Consider the following 16,475-nt stretch of genomic DNA (forward strand, 5'->3'; position numbering starts at 1 on the left):
CTGGAAATGCTTCTCATTAATAAAATTGAAACCTATCATACGTGCGAATTATTATCATTACCAGTTAGGAAGTTAATCATCATGGGATGGGCTAATCGCATACCTCTAAATAAAACCTTAGTCTGCAGCGCTGTCGGTGTCGCTATCAGTGCACCAGTCGTTGCAAGTGAAGAAGAAAGCTATTTTGATGAAGTATTGGTATGGGGGACGAAAGTATCATCGAATACGGACTCTCTTGGTGCTCAGGATATGTCCTTAAAGCAAGCTGATCATATGTCGGATATTTTGCGTGATATTCCAGGGGTGGATGTGGGTGGAACACACTCGGTCAACCAGCGAATCAATATTCGTGGTCTAGGTGAAACCGATCTTGATATTCGATTGGATGGTGCGTCTCAGCATGCAAATATGTTCCACCATGTGGGCAACTTGACGCTTAATCCGGATATTTTGAAATCGGCTGATATTCAAGTAGGTAATAACTCGGTGACGCAAAATGGGCTTGGTGGCTCCGTTGAGTTTGAAACCAAAGACGCGAAAGATTTGTTGCGTTCAGGAGAGAACTTCGGCGCACGTGTATTCGGTGGTTATGCGTCGAATGCAAATAGACAAGGGTCGTTAACGGTATATGGTCTATTAACAGATAACGTTGATGCGATGGTTTACGGTCATTTCATTCGTAGAGATGATTTTGAAGACGGTAATGGTGTTAAAGCGTTTGGTACCGAAGGCGATACTTACAACATTCTCGGCAAATTAGGGTTTGAACCATCAGACAACCATCGTTTTGAACTGGCATATGATATTTACCGTGACAGTGGTGATTACCGCCCTCGACCAGACATGAGCAGCACTTCAAACTTAGGCTTGTCTCAAGATCTGCTTTTGCCAACAGATTATGACCGTGACATGGTAACGATTAGCTATGAGCTGGATACGGACAAGCACAGCGGTAAGGTGGTTACCTACAGCAGCAAAACGACCATAGACAGAGACGAAAGCAAAACCGGTTGGGAGCGTATGGGACGCGCGTCGCAGAATGAAGCGACCAACCACAACTCAGGACTGAATGCCAAATTCCAATCTGATTACGCTCTTGCAGGTCTAGACAACCGTGTGACTTACGGTGCGGATTACATGGATAAAAACAGCTCCAGTAAATATGGTGGTGTGGAGTACATGGATGAGTCCGCGATTTCTACGGCGGTATTTACCGAGAACACACTTTATGTGCTGGATAACTGGAGCGTCACGGGTGGCTTGCGCTACGACCATTACAAACGTAAAGCGGAAACAAGCACCGATACATTTGATGATGTGACTTGGTCTTTAGGATCTGAGTGGGATATCAATGATGACTGGACTGTGTTTGCCAATGCGCGCAGCTTATTTAAAGGTCCAGAACTGTTAGAGACTTTTGTTAAGTATCAGCAAGGGTCGGTACTCGCAGAAGATCTTAAGGCTGAAACAGGTCTAAACCGTCAAGGTGGTGTTCGTTTTGATTCACAGTTCGGTGATCACTTTGTTGGTGCCAATGTGACTATCTTCAAAACCGATATCGATGACTATATTACGGAAGGTTGGAATGGCAGTGGCTATACGTTCTCGAACCTAGGTGATGTTGAAATCAAAGGTTTCGAGGTTAGCGCATCATACGGCTATCAATCACTGAACTCTAAGCTATCTTACTCTCGCTCTGATGTGAAAGATAAGACAAATGGCTCACCAGTAATGGGGCCAGGCGGCAGCATCGACATGGGGGATAGTATTGCCCTTACATTGGATTACACCGCAGATAGCATTGATACCATCTTCGGTTGGAGCTCTATTGCTGTGCTTGAAGAAGATAATGTGCCAGATGGTGCCGATCCGAAAGAAGCTTATGATGTTCACAATATTTACGCGCAGTGGGTACCTTCAAGCTATGAGAACCTATCGCTGACAGTGGGGGTGGATAACATCTTTGATGAAGCTTATGTCTCCCATGCATCACGAATCGGTATAGCTCGTGGTTATGTGACCGATGACTACGAGCCAGGCCGTAACTTCAAACTATCGGCTTCATACCAGTTCTAATAATAACGATAGTTGGCTAGGACAATAGCTGCTCGCAAGGGCAGCTTTTTTATGCATCTAAATTAGGCATTGCGCTTAAAAAGAATTTAAAAGGAATCCACATGGAGAAGTACACGGTTATTCACTCTGAGCATGTGAGTAAATACTTGGTGGTACTGTGTCGCCATTTTGCGAGAAAAGTTGAAGCTAATTGGGATGATGAAAACGGCGAAGTTCATTTTCCTATGGGGAAAGCATATATGAGGGCTGACGGTACGACTAATACGTTAACGATTCGCTGCACCGCGGAAGATGAGCACAAAGTAAATGGCGTGATATCAATCATCGATTCTCACGTTAATATGTTTTCAAGACGTGAAGCGTTAGAGCTTAGTTGGCAAACGACCTAGTGTTGTAAACGTTCTTTGTTTTAGCACTGATCCTCTTAACGACACCGCTCAAAAATATTTGAGTGGTGTACTTTCAATCGCATTATAAACATATCGACACTCTAATTTGACAAGCCAGAGTCTTTTCTGACTACTTGGTTGCATAAGGCGAGAGCATACTTTTGAAGTAGAAATGCGATCGAAATATTAAATTCCAGTTGCGAAATAAATCCTTGATTGTGTTAGATCAACAAAATTTGATTGATTGCTGGAAAAGACATCAAATAAAGTTGAAAGATTCAAAAAATATTGAATAATGGTATCCATAATGATCGAAGCATAGTGCTTTCACAACTTGGTCTGAAACAGGATACCCCTCATGTCTAATTCGTATGTACTGGTGATTAACTCTGGTAGCTCTTCACTAAAATTCGCGGTTATCGATTCTCAATCTGGTGACGCGATTGTATCTGGTCTAGGCGAATGCTTTGGCTTACCAGAGGCGGTTATCGGCTGGAAGTTCAATGGAGAGAAAACAGAAGAAGCTATTTCAGCGCCTGATAATCACCATCAACATGCGATTAACCGAATTGTTAGCCTAATTGAATCATTAGGTTTTACCAATAATCTAGTTGCCGTTGGTCACCGTATCGTTCATGGCGGAGAAAAATTCACGTCTACAGTTCGTATTAACGACGAAGTATTAGCAGAAATTGAAAACTTGTCTGACTTAGCACCGCTCCACAACCCTGCAGGCGCAAAAGGCATTAAAGCAGCTATGCTTGCTTTCCCAAGCCTTCCTCAATTTGCTGTATTTGATACTGCGTTTCACCAAACAATGCCGAAAAAGGCATTTACTGGCGCGATTTCTAACGAGCTGTACAAAGAATACGGTATCCGTCGATACGGTTTCCACGGCACTAGTCACTATTTCGTAAGCCGAGAAGCGGCGAAGATGCTTAATAAACCTGTAGATGAAGCAAACTTCATCTCGGTTCACCTTGGCAATGGCGCTTCAGTGTGTGCGATTAGCAACGGCCAATCTGTTGACACATCAATGGGCTTTACTCCACTTGCGGGCTTAATGATGGGTACACGCTCGGGAGATCTAGACCCAGGCATCATCGAGTTCCTAATGAAAAAAGGTTGGACACAAGAGCAGGTATTCGAAACGTTAAACAAGAAGTCTGGTTTCTTGGGTGTTTCTGGCCTAACTTCAGATGCACGTGGCATTCTTGAAGCGATGGAAAATGGCCACGAAGATGCGAAACTGGCATTTGAAGTCTTTACTTACCGCGTAGCGAAATACATCGGTTCTTACCTAATTCCACTAGATAGCCTAGATGCGGTTATCTTTACTGGTGGTATCGGTGAAAACTCGTTGCCAATTCGTCGTGAAATCTTGAACAACCTAAAGCTGTTAGGTTTTGCTGAAGACGAAAAAGGCAACGAAGAAGCGCGCTTTGGTAACTCTGGCGTGATTGCAAAATCAGAATTGTTGGATGCGGTAGCGATTGTAATCCCAACCAACGAAGAGTGGGTAATTGCTCAACAGTCAGTAGATCTGATTTAACTCTTTAATTTTTAAATGAATGAAAAGCGAGCCTCTATTTGGCTCGCTTTTCTTTTTTTGCTAAGGACTTATCTGTGACTTCTCTTGGATTGCATCAGAGTCATTTGTTTCAGTAGAGTCTTTCATTCTCTGAAATAGCCACCCAATCCCCAATAAACATATACCTAAACCAAGGAATGAAAGCGCGCGATAAAGGCCGGTCAGTTGAGACATGTCCACTAAAAAGGCCTTGGACACAACAGCCGCTAGTACGCCAAAGCCAACCTTTGAGATAACTGGAGAGTTGAAACGGCGAGCGCCTAATAGTAAGACCACAGAGATTAATAACCAAACCAGCGAGTATGCATACGTTTCGAGTTGTTGGGTTGGCAGACCCAACCAGATCATATCGTGGTGGAACTGATGACGAACGGTTGCATTAATAAATTGCAGTAACCACAGTGCGGCCACGCTATACATCGCTAAGCGTTGTACTTTGTTAAACAGGCTTAAACGACTTACTGCGAGCAAAACTAAAGCAGGTATTAACCATAATGGTAATAACCAGTTCCATATAGGTAATTCGCCTACAGGTTGTTGGCTAAACCAAGGGTTACTAAACGTGAGTAATACTAGGTGATAAATACCTGCTCCAACAGTCAACAAACCCGCAAAGCCGAGATAGATGTAGCGAAGGGACGACGAATATAAATAGCGGTAGCAATATACGCCCGCCATAATCAGCCAGTTCATTGAGAGCAATACGGCCTCATGGAAAGTCGGCGAGGTAAAGTCAGGATAGTGACCTACCAGTTGGTAACTGGTTTCTGTAGTCACTAACAATGCCAAAACATGTATTACTCCTCCGCCAAGGACCTGGCGCATGGCATCATCTCGATAATAATTGCGCGCCATATAAAGCATAAAGATAGTCACTGGGTAGACAACAATCGTCCAGTGAATACCTAGCAATAACTCGCCACTATAGCCATCTATCCAAGGGAATAGAGTCAGTCGAACCAATAGTACCGCGAGTAAAGTTTTGACAAGCCAGTGTGGCGGCTTCAATGAATAACGTTGACACCAATAACCTAAGCCCACTAACTGAACGCCTAAAGCCAGTGTTAAGGTGCTCGACTCAAGAAGCATAGTAATGATTAAGCTGACATTCACATTGGCCAGCAGCACCCCTGAGAGTTTCACCCAAGCCCAACGATGATTAGTCGTTAATCGTACTCCTATCACTGCCAATACAGCCAGCTCGACAGCCCAAAGTGAGTACATAGCGATATTCGCTGGTGGGGGAGACAAAACATAACACAGCCCGAATAACGAACTTGGCGCGACCACGAGCAAAAGAGAGTAAGCCAATCGTTTAGGGTGAAGGCGTTGCATGTACAGCGCGTAAATAAACAGTGCAAGAGCGATAGCTTGACTGTAGAGGTGAGCGCCTGTAAAGACAAAGTCTAGGTCTTCGTAATAGGCCTGAGGCAATAGCATTATTAGCGTAATAATCGATAGCAACCAGCCCAGCAATGGCCAGCTATCAAAAGCTGAGTGGCGTAGTGGTGCTGAACATAGCACAATGAGTACTGCTACAGTCGCTAAAATCAGACTCGGCTGATAACCGTGAACAAAGTAAAACAGCCAAATAGGCAGCAAAGAGGCAAGCAGTCCGGCTTGTTCTTTACGTGGCATCAGTAACACTCGAATAGTCAGAGGACGCAAGTGGCTATGTTGTAGACGCCAACCTAAAACATCGCTTAGCACGTAAAGATACAGGGATAACATGGAAAATAGGAAAACCGATAAAGCCTCTCCTTTCCCGCCAATCATCACTATGATAAAGAACCAACTAAAATGAGCCGAAAAACTTAGCCACCATAACCAGTTCCTTTGTACTTGGTTGGCGACGACGATAGCCGAGACGCTAACTAACGCCACATAACCTGCGATGGCTAATACACTGTAGTTAAATTGCCAAAACGGCAATGGAACGGAATAGGCACCCAAAATACCAATGACAGCGACAATAGGCCCATAACGGAGGGTCATTGCGGTAGCGGTAAGCGCTATTATCGCCAAAATAACGAACGCGAAGTTAGGCGAAATTAACTCATAGTAATGGGACGCGACTAAAGTCATCGCATAGCAAGTAATAACCCCTGCGGAGACTAAGGCGGCGCAGAGATAATCGCTATGAATACGAAAACGTATTTTCCTTTGGGTGAGGTACTCTGCTGAGACAACGAAGCCGATACCAACGCCAAAGCCTAACAACACGCGTGCAACCGGTGAGAGTAAGCCTGCATCTAGTGTGTACTTAGCCAAGAACAAGCCGCCAAACGCCAATATTATGCCTCCTAACCAAAAAAGCACATTGGTTGATCGGCTATTGGTCGGGAAAGAGGTGAAAAGATCGCTAATAGCGCTAAACCATGAACGAGAGTCTGACGGTTTACTCAGATCATTTCCTAAGCCGCTCTCTGCTTTTTCTGACGCCAGTGCATATGTCTGCGCAGGAGGAGGGGTTTGGTTCGTTTTAGACTCTTGAAGAGGTGAACTCGACGTTGAAGTTTGAACAGGGTTGGCCTTTTTTGTGTAAGAGATGTGAGTAGAGCCTGTTCTGCGAGCACTAGCTTCTAGCGCTTTATTTATATGTGGATCGTCTTTTCTTAAGTACGCCAATGTGGTCTCGAGTTGTTCTACGCGTTTGCGTAACTCGATAATTTTACGGTGAGAGTCTATCCCAAACACGGCCCCAAACATTATAAAAATGAATAACGCACCTAGAATCAATATTATTAAAACAAAATCCATCTCAGACCAACAGTGTGAAAAATAAACGGTTTAATTTACTATAGTTCACCCACTGTCTGCTATCGAACTCACTAAAATTAGAGATATTCGATGGTTAAATTAATCTATATTTCTTGATGTCTTAATTTAGCGACGCTGTAGCCATTTTTATGTGACAAATTTATTCGTACTTTAATAGCGTTCATGATAAATCTAACGGAAACCCTGCTATTTTTAAGTACGCTTCTAGCTTCCTGTTTCTCATATTTTTATGTATTTGGTAATTTGAACAGATGCCAAATAGGACGACAGGCAACAGGATGAGCCCTAGTACGTACGAAAGTAAGGGCAAACATACCACTGCAGTGAAGATCCATAAGCCAATATTACTCAATGCCACCCGGTTCAAAAGGGAGATGTCGGCTTTGTCATAGATCTTTCTTTTCTCATTGCTGAACGCGAAGATAAGGTTTTTTCCCCTGTTTAATCTAACAATATAGAAAGTTCCTCGAACACCTGAAAAAATGTAAGAATCCACAGTATTTGGGACGATCACATTGGTGATGTGTTCTTTGTTTTGTTCACCTGTCTCAATATTTACATGAGAGTATTGAACGTTGGTCTTATTTATTTCCCTTTGACCACTATTTTTGAACGTACCTGTTACTTGAATAATATCTTGCATAAAATCGGTTCGTTATCCACGGCAAAAGAGTTTTTCTAATACTGCGGACCTAAGAGTGTTTAACTGCATTATCCACTAACCATTCGATCGAACTCAATGAACGTAATATTTAGCAAAAGAAGTAAACTTATTAAATTTAGTGCGATATTGATCACATTTGTTGGGGCGAATGCAAAGGGATTTTGGGGTAGGAGGAAGGTTGTTTTTATGAACAAATTTTAGTGCGAATAAAATTAAAGGGATTATTCAACAATAAAAAGGAGGCTTCAAGCCTCCTTTTGTATTTTTTAATAACTTCTGTACCAGCTGTTATTAAACAGAGAAGTTGCAGTTTTTCGCTTTGATTACTGGACGAGCTGCAGTCGCTGCACTTTGGTAAGTCTGCTGCATCAACGTTTTTGCTCCATCTGTGCCTGCACCAAGACCAACAACTGAAAGTAAGCCAGCACCTGTTTCAATGTTGTTCATGTTGTCTTGGTAGTCAGTGAATACTTGCTGAATGTCTTCACAAGACATTGCAGTGAAATCTGTGTTAGCGATATCAGTGTCACCGCCCATCATTTGACAACCAGATAGAGTCAAAGCCGAAACGATAAATAGGCCAACTTTTTTCATTTTTAATCCCTATAAATTAATGCTTTAGTACAAATTAAGTGCGCGAGGATTATCTATGGTTTGTCTGCCAAGTCAATGGTCTTTATGGTTGTCAATTTCTGTTTGTGTGATTTTTGTCAATTATTAAAATATTGGAAGCGTTGTCACGCAATGTTTTAATTGACTAAAAACCCAATTGCATATTTTTTTTTGGCTTAACTTTGATCAATCGATCATTTAACGATCGATCTTCCGGTGCTTTTGATCGTGTGCAGTTGAAAGTGTTAGGCGTAAAGTTCGCGCTATTTTGTATTTTCCATGGCTATTACTTGTTCGTAGGACAAAGTAATTATTGCGACGGGTATAGATAAATACTGCGCTAGGTAACAATAAAGATATCAGTCTGTTGCATAACCCAACCTTTCTGTATAAAAAGCGGCCATAAAATAAAAGAATGATTACAAGAAGAAATAAATGGTGTTCTACCGATTCTTACTATTTGTGGCGTTTATAGAGCTATTTTTTTCACCTCAATTAGCTTTTGCTGCTACCTGGAGTGATGCTTTTGAGCAGCATAACGTGGTTATGCTGCTGGTTAGGTCCAGTGATGGAAAGATTGTTAGAACCAATCAAGCGGCGAGGCGCTTTTATGGATATAGCGAAACTGAACTCCAGTCGCTCTATATTCAAGATATTAATGTATTCAGTGCAAAAGCTATTGCAGAGGAGCGTGCACTGGCTGCTAAAGAGCACCGAAACTTTTTTGTTTTTAAACATCGCTTAAAGAATGGTGATGTTCGTACGGTTGAGGTTTCGTCTCTTCCGGTCCAATACCAAAACCAGACGGTGCTTTATTCAATTATTAGGGATATTTCTGAATACCGAGTTGCTCAGCAAGACTTGTGGCACTACCAAAACAGTCTAGAGCAAATGGTTGAAGAGAAAACTAAACAGCTCGAAATCAAACGTCACCAGCAAATTGTTATCTTATCGACACTAACTATCTTTTTGTCGTTATTGTCGATTGCTTTCTCTCGGCAGATTTTTTTGCAGAAGCAGGCGGAAAAGCTGCTGCAAATTGAAAAGAAGCGTCTTTCTGATGTGATTTGGGGGACCAATGTTGGCACTTGGGAGCTCAGCGAAAAGTCTGATAATTTTGTCATTAATGAGCGCTTTGCGACGATCCTAGGTTACACATTAGAAGAACTTAGCCCTTTAACTCCTGAAAGACTGGGATCTATGTGTCACCCTGATGATTGGGAAAAATCCCAACAGATCATGAAGGGTAACATTAAAGGAGAACTTGAATTCTATGAATGTGAATTACGTATAAGACACAAGCAGGGGCACTGGATTTGGATAATGAGCCGAGGAAGAGTCGTAAAGCGAGATAAGCGTACTAGCCGAGCATTAAAAATTGCAGGAACCCATCAAGAAATTACACTTCAAAAGCAGCTGCATGAAGAGTTGGATAGGCTAGCTCATATAGACCCGTTAACGCAGCTCCCGAACAGACGTTACTTTCATGATCGACTGGACAAAGTGCATGACTTTGCGGTCGCTAAAAACACAATGTACGCCATATTCTATATTGACCTGAATAAGTTCAAGCTAGTTAATGATTCCTACGGGCACCACGAAGGTGACTTAGTGCTTAAGAATGTTGCTAATAAGATGACTTCTTTTTTCCGTTCGTCTGATCTTATTTTCCGTTTAGGCGGAGATGAGTTTGTCGTCATCATAGAGAACCTTAAAGCAATCGCTGACGTTGAAATTATAGCGACTAAATTGGTTACTCAGTTGTCCAAACCGCATACGCTCACCAATGGTGTGAGTGTAGATGTCCCCCCAAGTATTGGTATATCGGTATTCTCTAGTCATGGTTCTGAGGTCAATATTTTGATTCAGCGTGCGGATGAAATGATGTATTTAGCGAAAGGCCGCTATCCAGAAGGTGGGTATGAAATATACTCTGCTGAGAAATTAGTTCAGCAACAAAATGAAAGACGTTGCACAGTTTAATGCGCAATGGTTTAGGTGAGATGAGTAAGTTGTGCGTTAGCAATAGGTTAGAGCAACAATAACTCCGTTGGGGGGAGTTATTGTTGTAATTGATCTACCACTTTTATGACGGTTTATGCTCACATTGCCCTAACTAAAGCCGCTGCTATCAATCCTGCTGATATAGCAGGGAGTGTTTTTTTCCAAATCAGCATCACTACGGCTGTTGAAAGCAGAGCCATTCGTGCACCAGCATCACCTTCGACGGCCATCGGCGCGAGTAAAGCAACCAAGACTGAGCCAGACATCGCACTGATAAATTGTTGAACGCGAGGGCCAATTGGAATAAAAGACATGACAAACACACCGCCCCAGCGCGTAACCAATGTTACCAGTGCCATCGCGAGGATGATTAAGATAGTGCCACCAAATGTAGTTTCAATATGCATTATTTTTTCTCCATCCAGATCGCACCTAAAGTACCGCCAGCTAGAGCTCCCACCACAACGTGCATATTGTCAGGTAGATACCAATACGCCAGAAGTGATGAAACCGCAGCCACCGACCAGATAGCAAAAACGCGTAGGTTTTTAGGCCCGACAGCAACCATCGAAAGCAGAAAACAGCCCATTACCATATCGAGGCCAAGGCTCACAGGATCGGTAATGGCATTACCAAAGTAAAAGCCCAGCCAAGTTCCAACAATCCAGAAAGACCATAACGCAAACCCACCACCAAGCAATATACCTAAGCCTGGCTTTTTGTTGCCGAATGCATTCAAAGCAAGAGCCCAATTGGCATCAGAAGCAAACAGCATAACACCGTAACGCTTCGCAGTAGGGAGTTCACGTAGCCAAGGGTAAAGCGTTGCGCCCATTAGTAGATGACGAGCGTTAATGGCAAAAACAGTAATTAACACGGGTAATAAAGGCACATGCGTTCCCCACATCTCTAACGTGGCAAATTGAGATGCCCCAGCAAAGACCAATGTACTCATCAGGACGATTGAAAATGGTTCTAGTCCCGTTTGCACTGCGGCAACACCAAACGCGATACCAAAAATAACCACAAAGAGCGAGAGGGGGACTAGCTGGGTAAAGCCATTCCATACATCTCTACGAGAGAATTCATGTAGACGATCAGAATCATCTATTATTTGTTGCGCATTGCCTTGCATTGCAAATTCCTAGCCGATTAAAGCGAAAACTGTGGCGACTTAAGGCCAAAGTAAATACTTATGTTTATTAGAGTTGTATCAGTATGAATAAATTTGAATTATTTTCAAAATTATTCGTGCTACATGTAGAGAAAATCAATGAGTAACAGACTGGCAATAGGTGTTCAGAGAGGGGGATGGTAAGTTGGAAAGGATACGCTCCTGGTGCAAAGCCTGTATGTGGGGTCTTTGCACCGGGATTACCTACAGCTTAGTGGTTTAGGCTACCACAACGCTCAGGTTGATAAATGACTTCTACAATTTCGATGGTTTTGGTTTGATCATTAGGCATAGGCCACGACAATTGTTGGCCAACAGAAAGCCCGATGAGCGCACTGCCTACAGGAGCAAAAATAGACACATCATCACTACTTTTTAGTTCTGATGGATAGACCAAAGTCTTCGTAATGGTTTTGTCACTATCAGTAAATTTAAACACGACTGTTGAATTCATCGTAACTACGTTTTCAGGCATGTCACTTGGCTCTAAAACGGTTGCACGATCGAGCTCTGCGTCTAATTGAACAAGATCATTGGCTAAGTTTGGCATTTTATCCAATAGTGCAGTGATTCGGTTCATATCAGTGCTTGAGATGAAAATAGAGGTGTTTTCAGACATATGAAACTCCCAAATAAAAGGCCGCCACAATAAATGAGACGGCTTTCTATATGTAATCTATGTATTAATTGTATGACATGACATGACATTGTCATACAGTCCAAAGTTTTGATTCTAGTTGTTATGCAACATGTTTGCCAGTAAAAGATATGAAATGTGCAAAGTAAGATTTTTATTAAATACTTACCGTAAAGCGAACCATCATTTGAGGCCGTGAGCGCGAAGAGCTAATGAGACTTTAGAGCTGGGTTGTCGCTTCAAGGTATCGCTGATCGTCCAGCCAGCTTGAGCGACTTTATTCAAATCAACACCGGTAGAAATACCAAGCCCTTGGCACAGATACAGCACATCCTCAGTAGCCACATTACCAGCTGCGCCTGGTGCATAAGGGCAGCCGCCCAACCCTGCTACACTGCTATCTATCACGCTGATCCCCATAAGCAGAGCCTGGTATATGTTTGCTAACGCCTGGCCCCAAGTATCATGGAAATGCACGGCCAAATTGGAGATTGGGACTTCCGTCATGACGGCTTCGAGCATGGCAGAGACTTTTGCAGGGGTGCCCGTCCCTATGGTGTCGCCTAACGATATTTCGTAGCAGCCGAGTTCAAATAGTCGTTTGGCGATACGTGCCACTTGGCTGGGGTGTGTTGGGCCATCAAAAGGGCAATCAATCACACACGATAGGTAGGCTCTGACCGCGATATCGCTGTCGCTCGCGGCTTCCATGACTGGCGCAAAGCGGTCAATACTTTCATCAATCGAACAGTTAATGTTGTGTCTGCAAAAACCTTCCGAAGCTGATGTAAAAATAGCGACTTGATCTGCTTTGGCGGTGATTGCATCTTCAAACCCTTTCAAATTAGGCGTTAGAGCGGGATAAGCTACACCAGATGCCCGTTTGATCGAGTCAAACACTCGAGCGGAATCGGCCATTTGAGGCACCCATTTAGGAGAAACAAACGCGCCCGCTTCAATGTGCTTAAGACCCGTGGTAGAGAGGGCATTGATCAGCTCAATTTTGGCGCGTGTAGAGACGTGCTTTTCATTCTGGAGGCCATCTCGTGGACCAACCTCAATAATGGTGACAGCATCTGGCAGTGTTTGGTTAACCAGCATTTTTCGGACCTATATGCCATACCGGATCACGCTTTTCCAGAAACGCGTTTAAGCCCTCTTGTCCTTGTTCTGATACGCGAATGTTTGCGATTAACTCACTGGTATAAGCGATCAGTTCTTTGTCCAAAGGTTGCTCGCTACACTGATGGATTAGAGCTTTAGCTTGTGTCATTGCCGCTGGGCTGTTTGCTAATATTTGGCCGATGACTTGTGAGAGTTTTTCATCGATGGTACTGGGAGCCGTGACGAAGTGGACTAAGCCGATCTTAAGTGCGTCTTGTGCATCAAACCGCTCCGCAGTCAGCACATATCGACGCGTATTACGTGCGCCAATGGCCCGACACACATAAGGACCGATGGTGGCGGGGACTAACCCGAGCTTTACTTCACTCAAGCTGAATACGGCGTCGATATCTGCGATTGCAATGTCACAGCAGCAGATAAGCCCAAGTGCTCCCCCAAATGCGCAGCCATGAGTATAGACAATGGTGGGGTGGGGAAAGCTATCGAGCAGGTGCATTAATTCAGCCAGTTGACTGGCGTCTGCAAGGTTCTCTTCGTAATCTTTTGCTGCCATTGACCTCATCCAGTTAAGGTCAGCGCCAGCAGAGAAATGCTTACCGTTACCGCGTAACACTAGGCAGCGAACATTGGCGGCGTGTGTGAGTCGATTAAGCTCAGTAATTAACAGTTGAATGATATGGTTGTCGAACGCATTAAATTTATCACCTTGGTTTAAGGCGAGTGTTGCTACGCCATTCTTATCGATAGTGCAGAGTAGATCGCCATTGTGAATTTGTCCTTCCATCGCACACCCCCTTCACATTCGGAAAATGCCTTACATACGAAAAATACCAAAGCGACTCGTTTTGACAGGCGCATTCCTCGACGCTCGCAATGCATGTGCGAGCACCTGGCGCGTTTTTTTCGGATCTATAATCCCGTCATCCCAAAGTCTAGCACTGGCGTATAATGGATGCCCTTGAACGTTATACAAATCAACGATCGACTCATAAAACCGCTGTTCATCTGCTTCGCTCCAATCTGCATCTTGCCGTTTCATTACTTCACGCTTTACTTGGGTCAGTACGCCCGCTGCTTGCTCGCCACCCATAACGGAGATCCGCGCGTTAGGCCACATCCATATCATGGTGGGCTCATACGCTCGGCCACACATGCCATAGTTTCCTGCTCCGTAAGAGCCGCCGATAATAATGGTGAATTTGGGCACATTCGCACAGGCAACAGCCATCACTAACTTCGCGCCATGCTTGGCGATACCGCCTTCTTCGTACTTTTTCCCCACCATAAAGCCGGTAATATTCTGTAAGAAAAGTAGTGGGATTTTCCGTGTCGTACAGAGCTCGATAAAGTGCGCACCTTTCTGCGCTGACTCTGAGAATAAGATGCCGTTGTTGGCCACTATGCCGATTAAATGGCCTTCAATGCGCGCAAACCCACAAATCAAAGTGGAACCAAATAGCGCCTTAAATTCATCGAAATCCGAATCATCAACAATCCGAGCAATCACTTCTCGTACATCGAATGAAAGCTTCAGGTTACTGTTCACGATGCCGTAGATTTCTTCAGGGTTGTGCCTAGGAGGAAGAGGCTTTGCACTCTCCATTTGGATGGGTGAGTGAGCATTAGTATTGGCTATCGCTTGCTGGGCGAGTTTCATCGCATGTTTTTCATTGTCGGCGTAATAGTCTGCAACCCCCGATTTTCGGCAGTGAACATCTGCGCCGCCGAGCTCTTCCTCTGTCACGACTTCTCCAGTGGCGGCTTTTACTAGAGGTGGGCCTGCAAGAAAAATGGTTCCTTGCTGTTTAACAATAATCGAGACATCGGCCATGGCTGGAATGTACGCGCCACCAGCAGTACACAAGCCAAGCACAACCGCGATTTGTGGGATCCCCTTGGCAGACATTTGTGCTTGATTAAAGAAAATCCGCCCGAAATGATCTTTGTCTGGGAATACTTCCGCCTGATGAGGCAGGTTGGCTCCGCCAGAGTCGACTAAGTAAATGCAGGGAAGGTGGCATCGCTCTGCGATTTCTTGGGCGCGTAGGTGTTTTTTTACCGTCAGAGGGTAGTAAGTTCCCCCTTTTACGGATGGATCGTTGGCGATCACCATGCAATCAATCCCTTTGACTTTGCCTATACCCGCAACAATGCCAGCACAAGGAATGGGTTCATCGTAGACTTGCCATGCGGCAAACAGGCCTATCTCCAAAAAGTCTGAATCTTCATCGAGTAGGGTATTGATACGTTCTCTGACTGGCAGTTTACCTTTGGCTTTTTGTCTTTCTATAGACTTGGCTCCGCCTCCCTGTTCAATGGATTTGATATTAGAATGTAGGCTCTTGACCAATGCAGTCATGCTCTGATGGTTTTCTGTGTAGAGTGGGGAATCGATTTTAATTTTTGATTTGATGATAGCCATAACCGTCTTCCTTAACTTGATTCATCAAATAGCTCACGTCCTATGAGCATTCGACGAATTTCAGACGTGCCAGCGCCAATCTCGTACAACTTGGCATCTCGTAATAGTCGCCCAACAGGGTATTCGTTGGTGTAGCCGTTGCCACCCAGAAGTTGAATCGCATCTAACGCGATTTGTGTCGCCAGTTCAGCGGCATAGAGAATCGCGCCAGCGGCATCTTTGCGGGTGGTTTCACCTCGGTCACAGGCCGCAGCAACGGTATAAACGTACGATTTCGCTGCATTGGCTCGCGTGTACATATCTGCGACTTTCGCTTGAACGAGCTGGAACTCACCGATAGCCCGCCCAAATTGCTGACGGCTATGAACGTACGGAACCACGACATCCAGGCAAGCTTGCATGATCCCTAAAGGGCCACCTGCTAACACGACGCGTTCGTAATCCAACCCACTCATCAACATTTTGACACCTTCGTCGACATTACCTAGCACGTTTTCGACCGGGACGGCGCAGTCCTCAAAAACCAGTTCACAGGTGTTAGAACCACGCATGCCTAGCTTGTCGAGTTTTTGCGCGGAATGGAAACCCTCGAATTCTTTTTCAACGATGAAGGCAGTGATCCCACGTGAAGCATCTTTCGGAGACGTTTTGGCATACACAATCACGACGTCTGCGTCTGGGCCGTTGGTGATCCACATTTTTGAGCCATTAAGCAGATAGTGATTGTTTTTTAACGTTGCCTTAAGCTGCATACTTATGACATCAGAACCCGCGTTGGCTTCACTCATCGCGAGTGCGCCAATGAAAGAACCATCTACCAATTTGGGTAGGTATCGGTTTTTTTGATCATCTGTACCATTTCTGTAGATTTGGTTTGCACAAAGGTTGGAGTGGGCACCATAGCTTAAGCCAACAGAGGCGGACGCTCGGCTGATTTCTTCCATGGCAACAACATGCGCCAGATAGCCCATTTCTGCTCCGCCGTATGGCTCACCAATTG

General features: G+C 44.3%; 13 protein-coding genes. 4 read left to right on the forward strand and 9 right to left on the reverse strand.

All coding sequences use genetic code 11. The features are described from left to right. The first annotated feature begins 81 nt into the window (after nucleotides 1–81). From VNE01S_RS13495 to VNE01S_RS13505, 3 genes are all read left to right on the forward strand, one after another. Nucleotides 82–2,076 (forward strand): TonB-dependent siderophore receptor, encoded by a 1,995-nt coding sequence (locus VNE01S_RS13495; protein ID WP_053394603.1) that lies wholly within the window; start codon nucleotides 82–84, stop codon nucleotides 2,074–2,076. A gap of 101 nt (nucleotides 2,077–2,177) precedes the next feature. Continuing rightward, nucleotides 2,178–2,465, forward strand: coding sequence for a DUF2218 domain-containing protein (locus tag VNE01S_RS13500; protein ID WP_053394604.1), 288 nt, complete (start codon nucleotides 2,178–2,180; stop codon nucleotides 2,463–2,465). Nucleotides 2,466–2,823: 358 nt separating this feature from the next. Beyond that, nucleotides 2,824–4,017, forward strand: a complete 1,194-nt coding sequence (locus VNE01S_RS13505; protein ID WP_053394605.1) for an acetate/propionate family kinase — start codon at nucleotides 2,824–2,826, stop codon at nucleotides 4,015–4,017. Between the two features lie 60 nt (nucleotides 4,018–4,077). Here the strand turns inward: VNE01S_RS13505 and VNE01S_RS13510 are convergent, their stop codons facing one another. Both VNE01S_RS13510 and VNE01S_RS13520 read right to left on the reverse strand, forming a co-directional pair. Next, nucleotides 4,078–6,753, reverse strand: a complete 2,676-nt coding sequence (locus tag VNE01S_RS13510) for a DUF2339 domain-containing protein (RefSeq protein WP_162208408.1) — start codon at nucleotides 6,751–6,753, stop codon at nucleotides 4,078–4,080. Nucleotides 6,754–7,792: 1,039 nt separating this feature from the next. Then, nucleotides 7,793–8,095, reverse strand: a complete 303-nt coding sequence (locus VNE01S_RS13520) for a hypothetical protein (RefSeq protein ID WP_053394608.1) — start codon at nucleotides 8,093–8,095, stop codon at nucleotides 7,793–7,795. A 453-nt stretch (nucleotides 8,096–8,548) separates the two neighbouring features. On the opposite strand from VNE01S_RS13520, the gene VNE01S_RS13525 reads away from it, so the two are divergent. Beyond that, the gene (locus VNE01S_RS13525) at nucleotides 8,549–10,096 is read left to right on the forward strand and encodes a sensor domain-containing diguanylate cyclase (RefSeq protein WP_053394609.1); all 1,548 of its coding nucleotides are present in this window, start codon (nucleotides 8,549–8,551) and stop codon (nucleotides 10,094–10,096) included. Nucleotides 10,097–10,215: 119 nt separating this feature from the next. Here the strand turns inward: VNE01S_RS13525 and VNE01S_RS13530 are convergent, their stop codons facing one another. The 7 genes from VNE01S_RS13530 to VNE01S_RS13560 form a co-directional block, all read right to left on the reverse strand. Continuing rightward, nucleotides 10,216–10,524 carry an AzlD family protein gene (locus tag VNE01S_RS13530; RefSeq protein WP_053394610.1) on the reverse strand — a complete coding sequence of 103 codons (309 nt, stop codon included), beginning with the start codon at nucleotides 10,522–10,524 and terminating at the stop codon, nucleotides 10,216–10,218. Beyond that, nucleotides 10,524–11,252: an AzlC family ABC transporter permease gene (locus VNE01S_RS13535; RefSeq protein ID WP_053394611.1), complete on the reverse strand. Its 729-nt coding sequence runs from the start codon at nucleotides 11,250–11,252 to the stop codon at nucleotides 10,524–10,526. The genes VNE01S_RS13530 and VNE01S_RS13535 overlap by 1 nt, the downstream gene beginning before the upstream one ends. A gap of 250 nt (nucleotides 11,253–11,502) precedes the next feature. Beyond that, a complete protein-coding gene (gene rnk / locus VNE01S_RS13540; RefSeq protein ID WP_053394612.1) occupies nucleotides 11,503–11,910 on the reverse strand; it encodes a nucleoside diphosphate kinase regulator in 408 nt (135 codons plus the stop codon). Between the two features lie 201 nt (nucleotides 11,911–12,111). Beyond that, entirely contained in the window at nucleotides 12,112–13,029 is a 918-nt protein-coding gene (locus tag VNE01S_RS13545) for a hydroxymethylglutaryl-CoA lyase (protein WP_053394613.1), read from the reverse strand. Then, a complete protein-coding gene (locus VNE01S_RS13550; protein WP_053394614.1) occupies nucleotides 13,019–13,837 on the reverse strand; it encodes an enoyl-CoA hydratase-related protein in 819 nt (272 codons plus the stop codon). The genes VNE01S_RS13545 and VNE01S_RS13550 overlap by 11 nt, the downstream gene beginning before the upstream one ends. Before the next feature lie 30 nt (nucleotides 13,838–13,867). Next, the gene (locus tag VNE01S_RS13555) at nucleotides 13,868–15,475 is read right to left on the reverse strand and encodes a carboxyl transferase domain-containing protein (RefSeq protein ID WP_053394615.1); all 1,608 of its coding nucleotides are present in this window, start codon (nucleotides 15,473–15,475) and stop codon (nucleotides 13,868–13,870) included. A gap of 11 nt (nucleotides 15,476–15,486) precedes the next feature. Further along, the coding region (locus VNE01S_RS13560) for an acyl-CoA dehydrogenase family protein (RefSeq protein WP_061781649.1) at nucleotides 15,487–16,475 on the reverse strand (989 nt) is incomplete at its 5' end.

The sequence above is a fragment of the Vibrio nereis NBRC 15637 genome (genome assembly GCF_001591105.1).
GTDB classification, from domain to species: domain Bacteria; phylum Pseudomonadota; class Gammaproteobacteria; order Enterobacterales; family Vibrionaceae; genus Vibrio; species Vibrio nereis.

What these genes read in the sequence shown, in the direction of transcription:
- VNE01S_RS13505 (WP_053394605.1), top strand. Translation starts at nt 2,824, where the DNA reads ATGTCTAATTCGTATGTACTGGTGATTAACTCTGGTAGCTCTTCACTA.
- VNE01S_RS13530 (WP_053394610.1), bottom strand. Translation starts at nt 10,524, where the DNA reads ATGCATATTGAAACTACATTTGGTGGCACTATCTTAATCATCCTCGCG.
- VNE01S_RS13495 (WP_053394603.1), top strand. Translation starts at nt 82, where the DNA reads ATGGGATGGGCTAATCGCATACCTCTAAATAAAACCTTAGTCTGCAGC.
- rnk (WP_053394612.1), bottom strand. Translation starts at nt 11,910, where the DNA reads ATGTCTGAAAACACCTCTATTTTCATCTCAAGCACTGATATGAACCGA.
- VNE01S_RS13500 (WP_053394604.1), top strand. Translation starts at nt 2,178, where the DNA reads ATGGAGAAGTACACGGTTATTCACTCTGAGCATGTGAGTAAATACTTG.
- VNE01S_RS13545 (WP_053394613.1), bottom strand. Translation starts at nt 13,029, where the DNA reads ATGCTGGTTAACCAAACACTGCCAGATGCTGTCACCATTATTGAGGTT.
- VNE01S_RS13520 (WP_053394608.1), bottom strand. Translation starts at nt 8,095, where the DNA reads ATGAAAAAAGTTGGCCTATTTATCGTTTCGGCTTTGACTCTATCTGGT.
- VNE01S_RS13525 (WP_053394609.1), top strand. Translation starts at nt 8,549, where the DNA reads ATGGTGTTCTACCGATTCTTACTATTTGTGGCGTTTATAGAGCTATTT.
- VNE01S_RS13535 (WP_053394611.1), bottom strand. Translation starts at nt 11,252, where the DNA reads ATGCAAGGCAATGCGCAACAAATAATAGATGATTCTGATCGTCTACAT.
- VNE01S_RS13550 (WP_053394614.1), bottom strand. Translation starts at nt 13,837, where the DNA reads ATGGAAGGACAAATTCACAATGGCGATCTACTCTGCACTATCGATAAG.
- VNE01S_RS13555 (WP_053394615.1), bottom strand. Translation starts at nt 15,475, where the DNA reads ATGGCTATCATCAAATCAAAAATTAAAATCGATTCCCCACTCTACACA.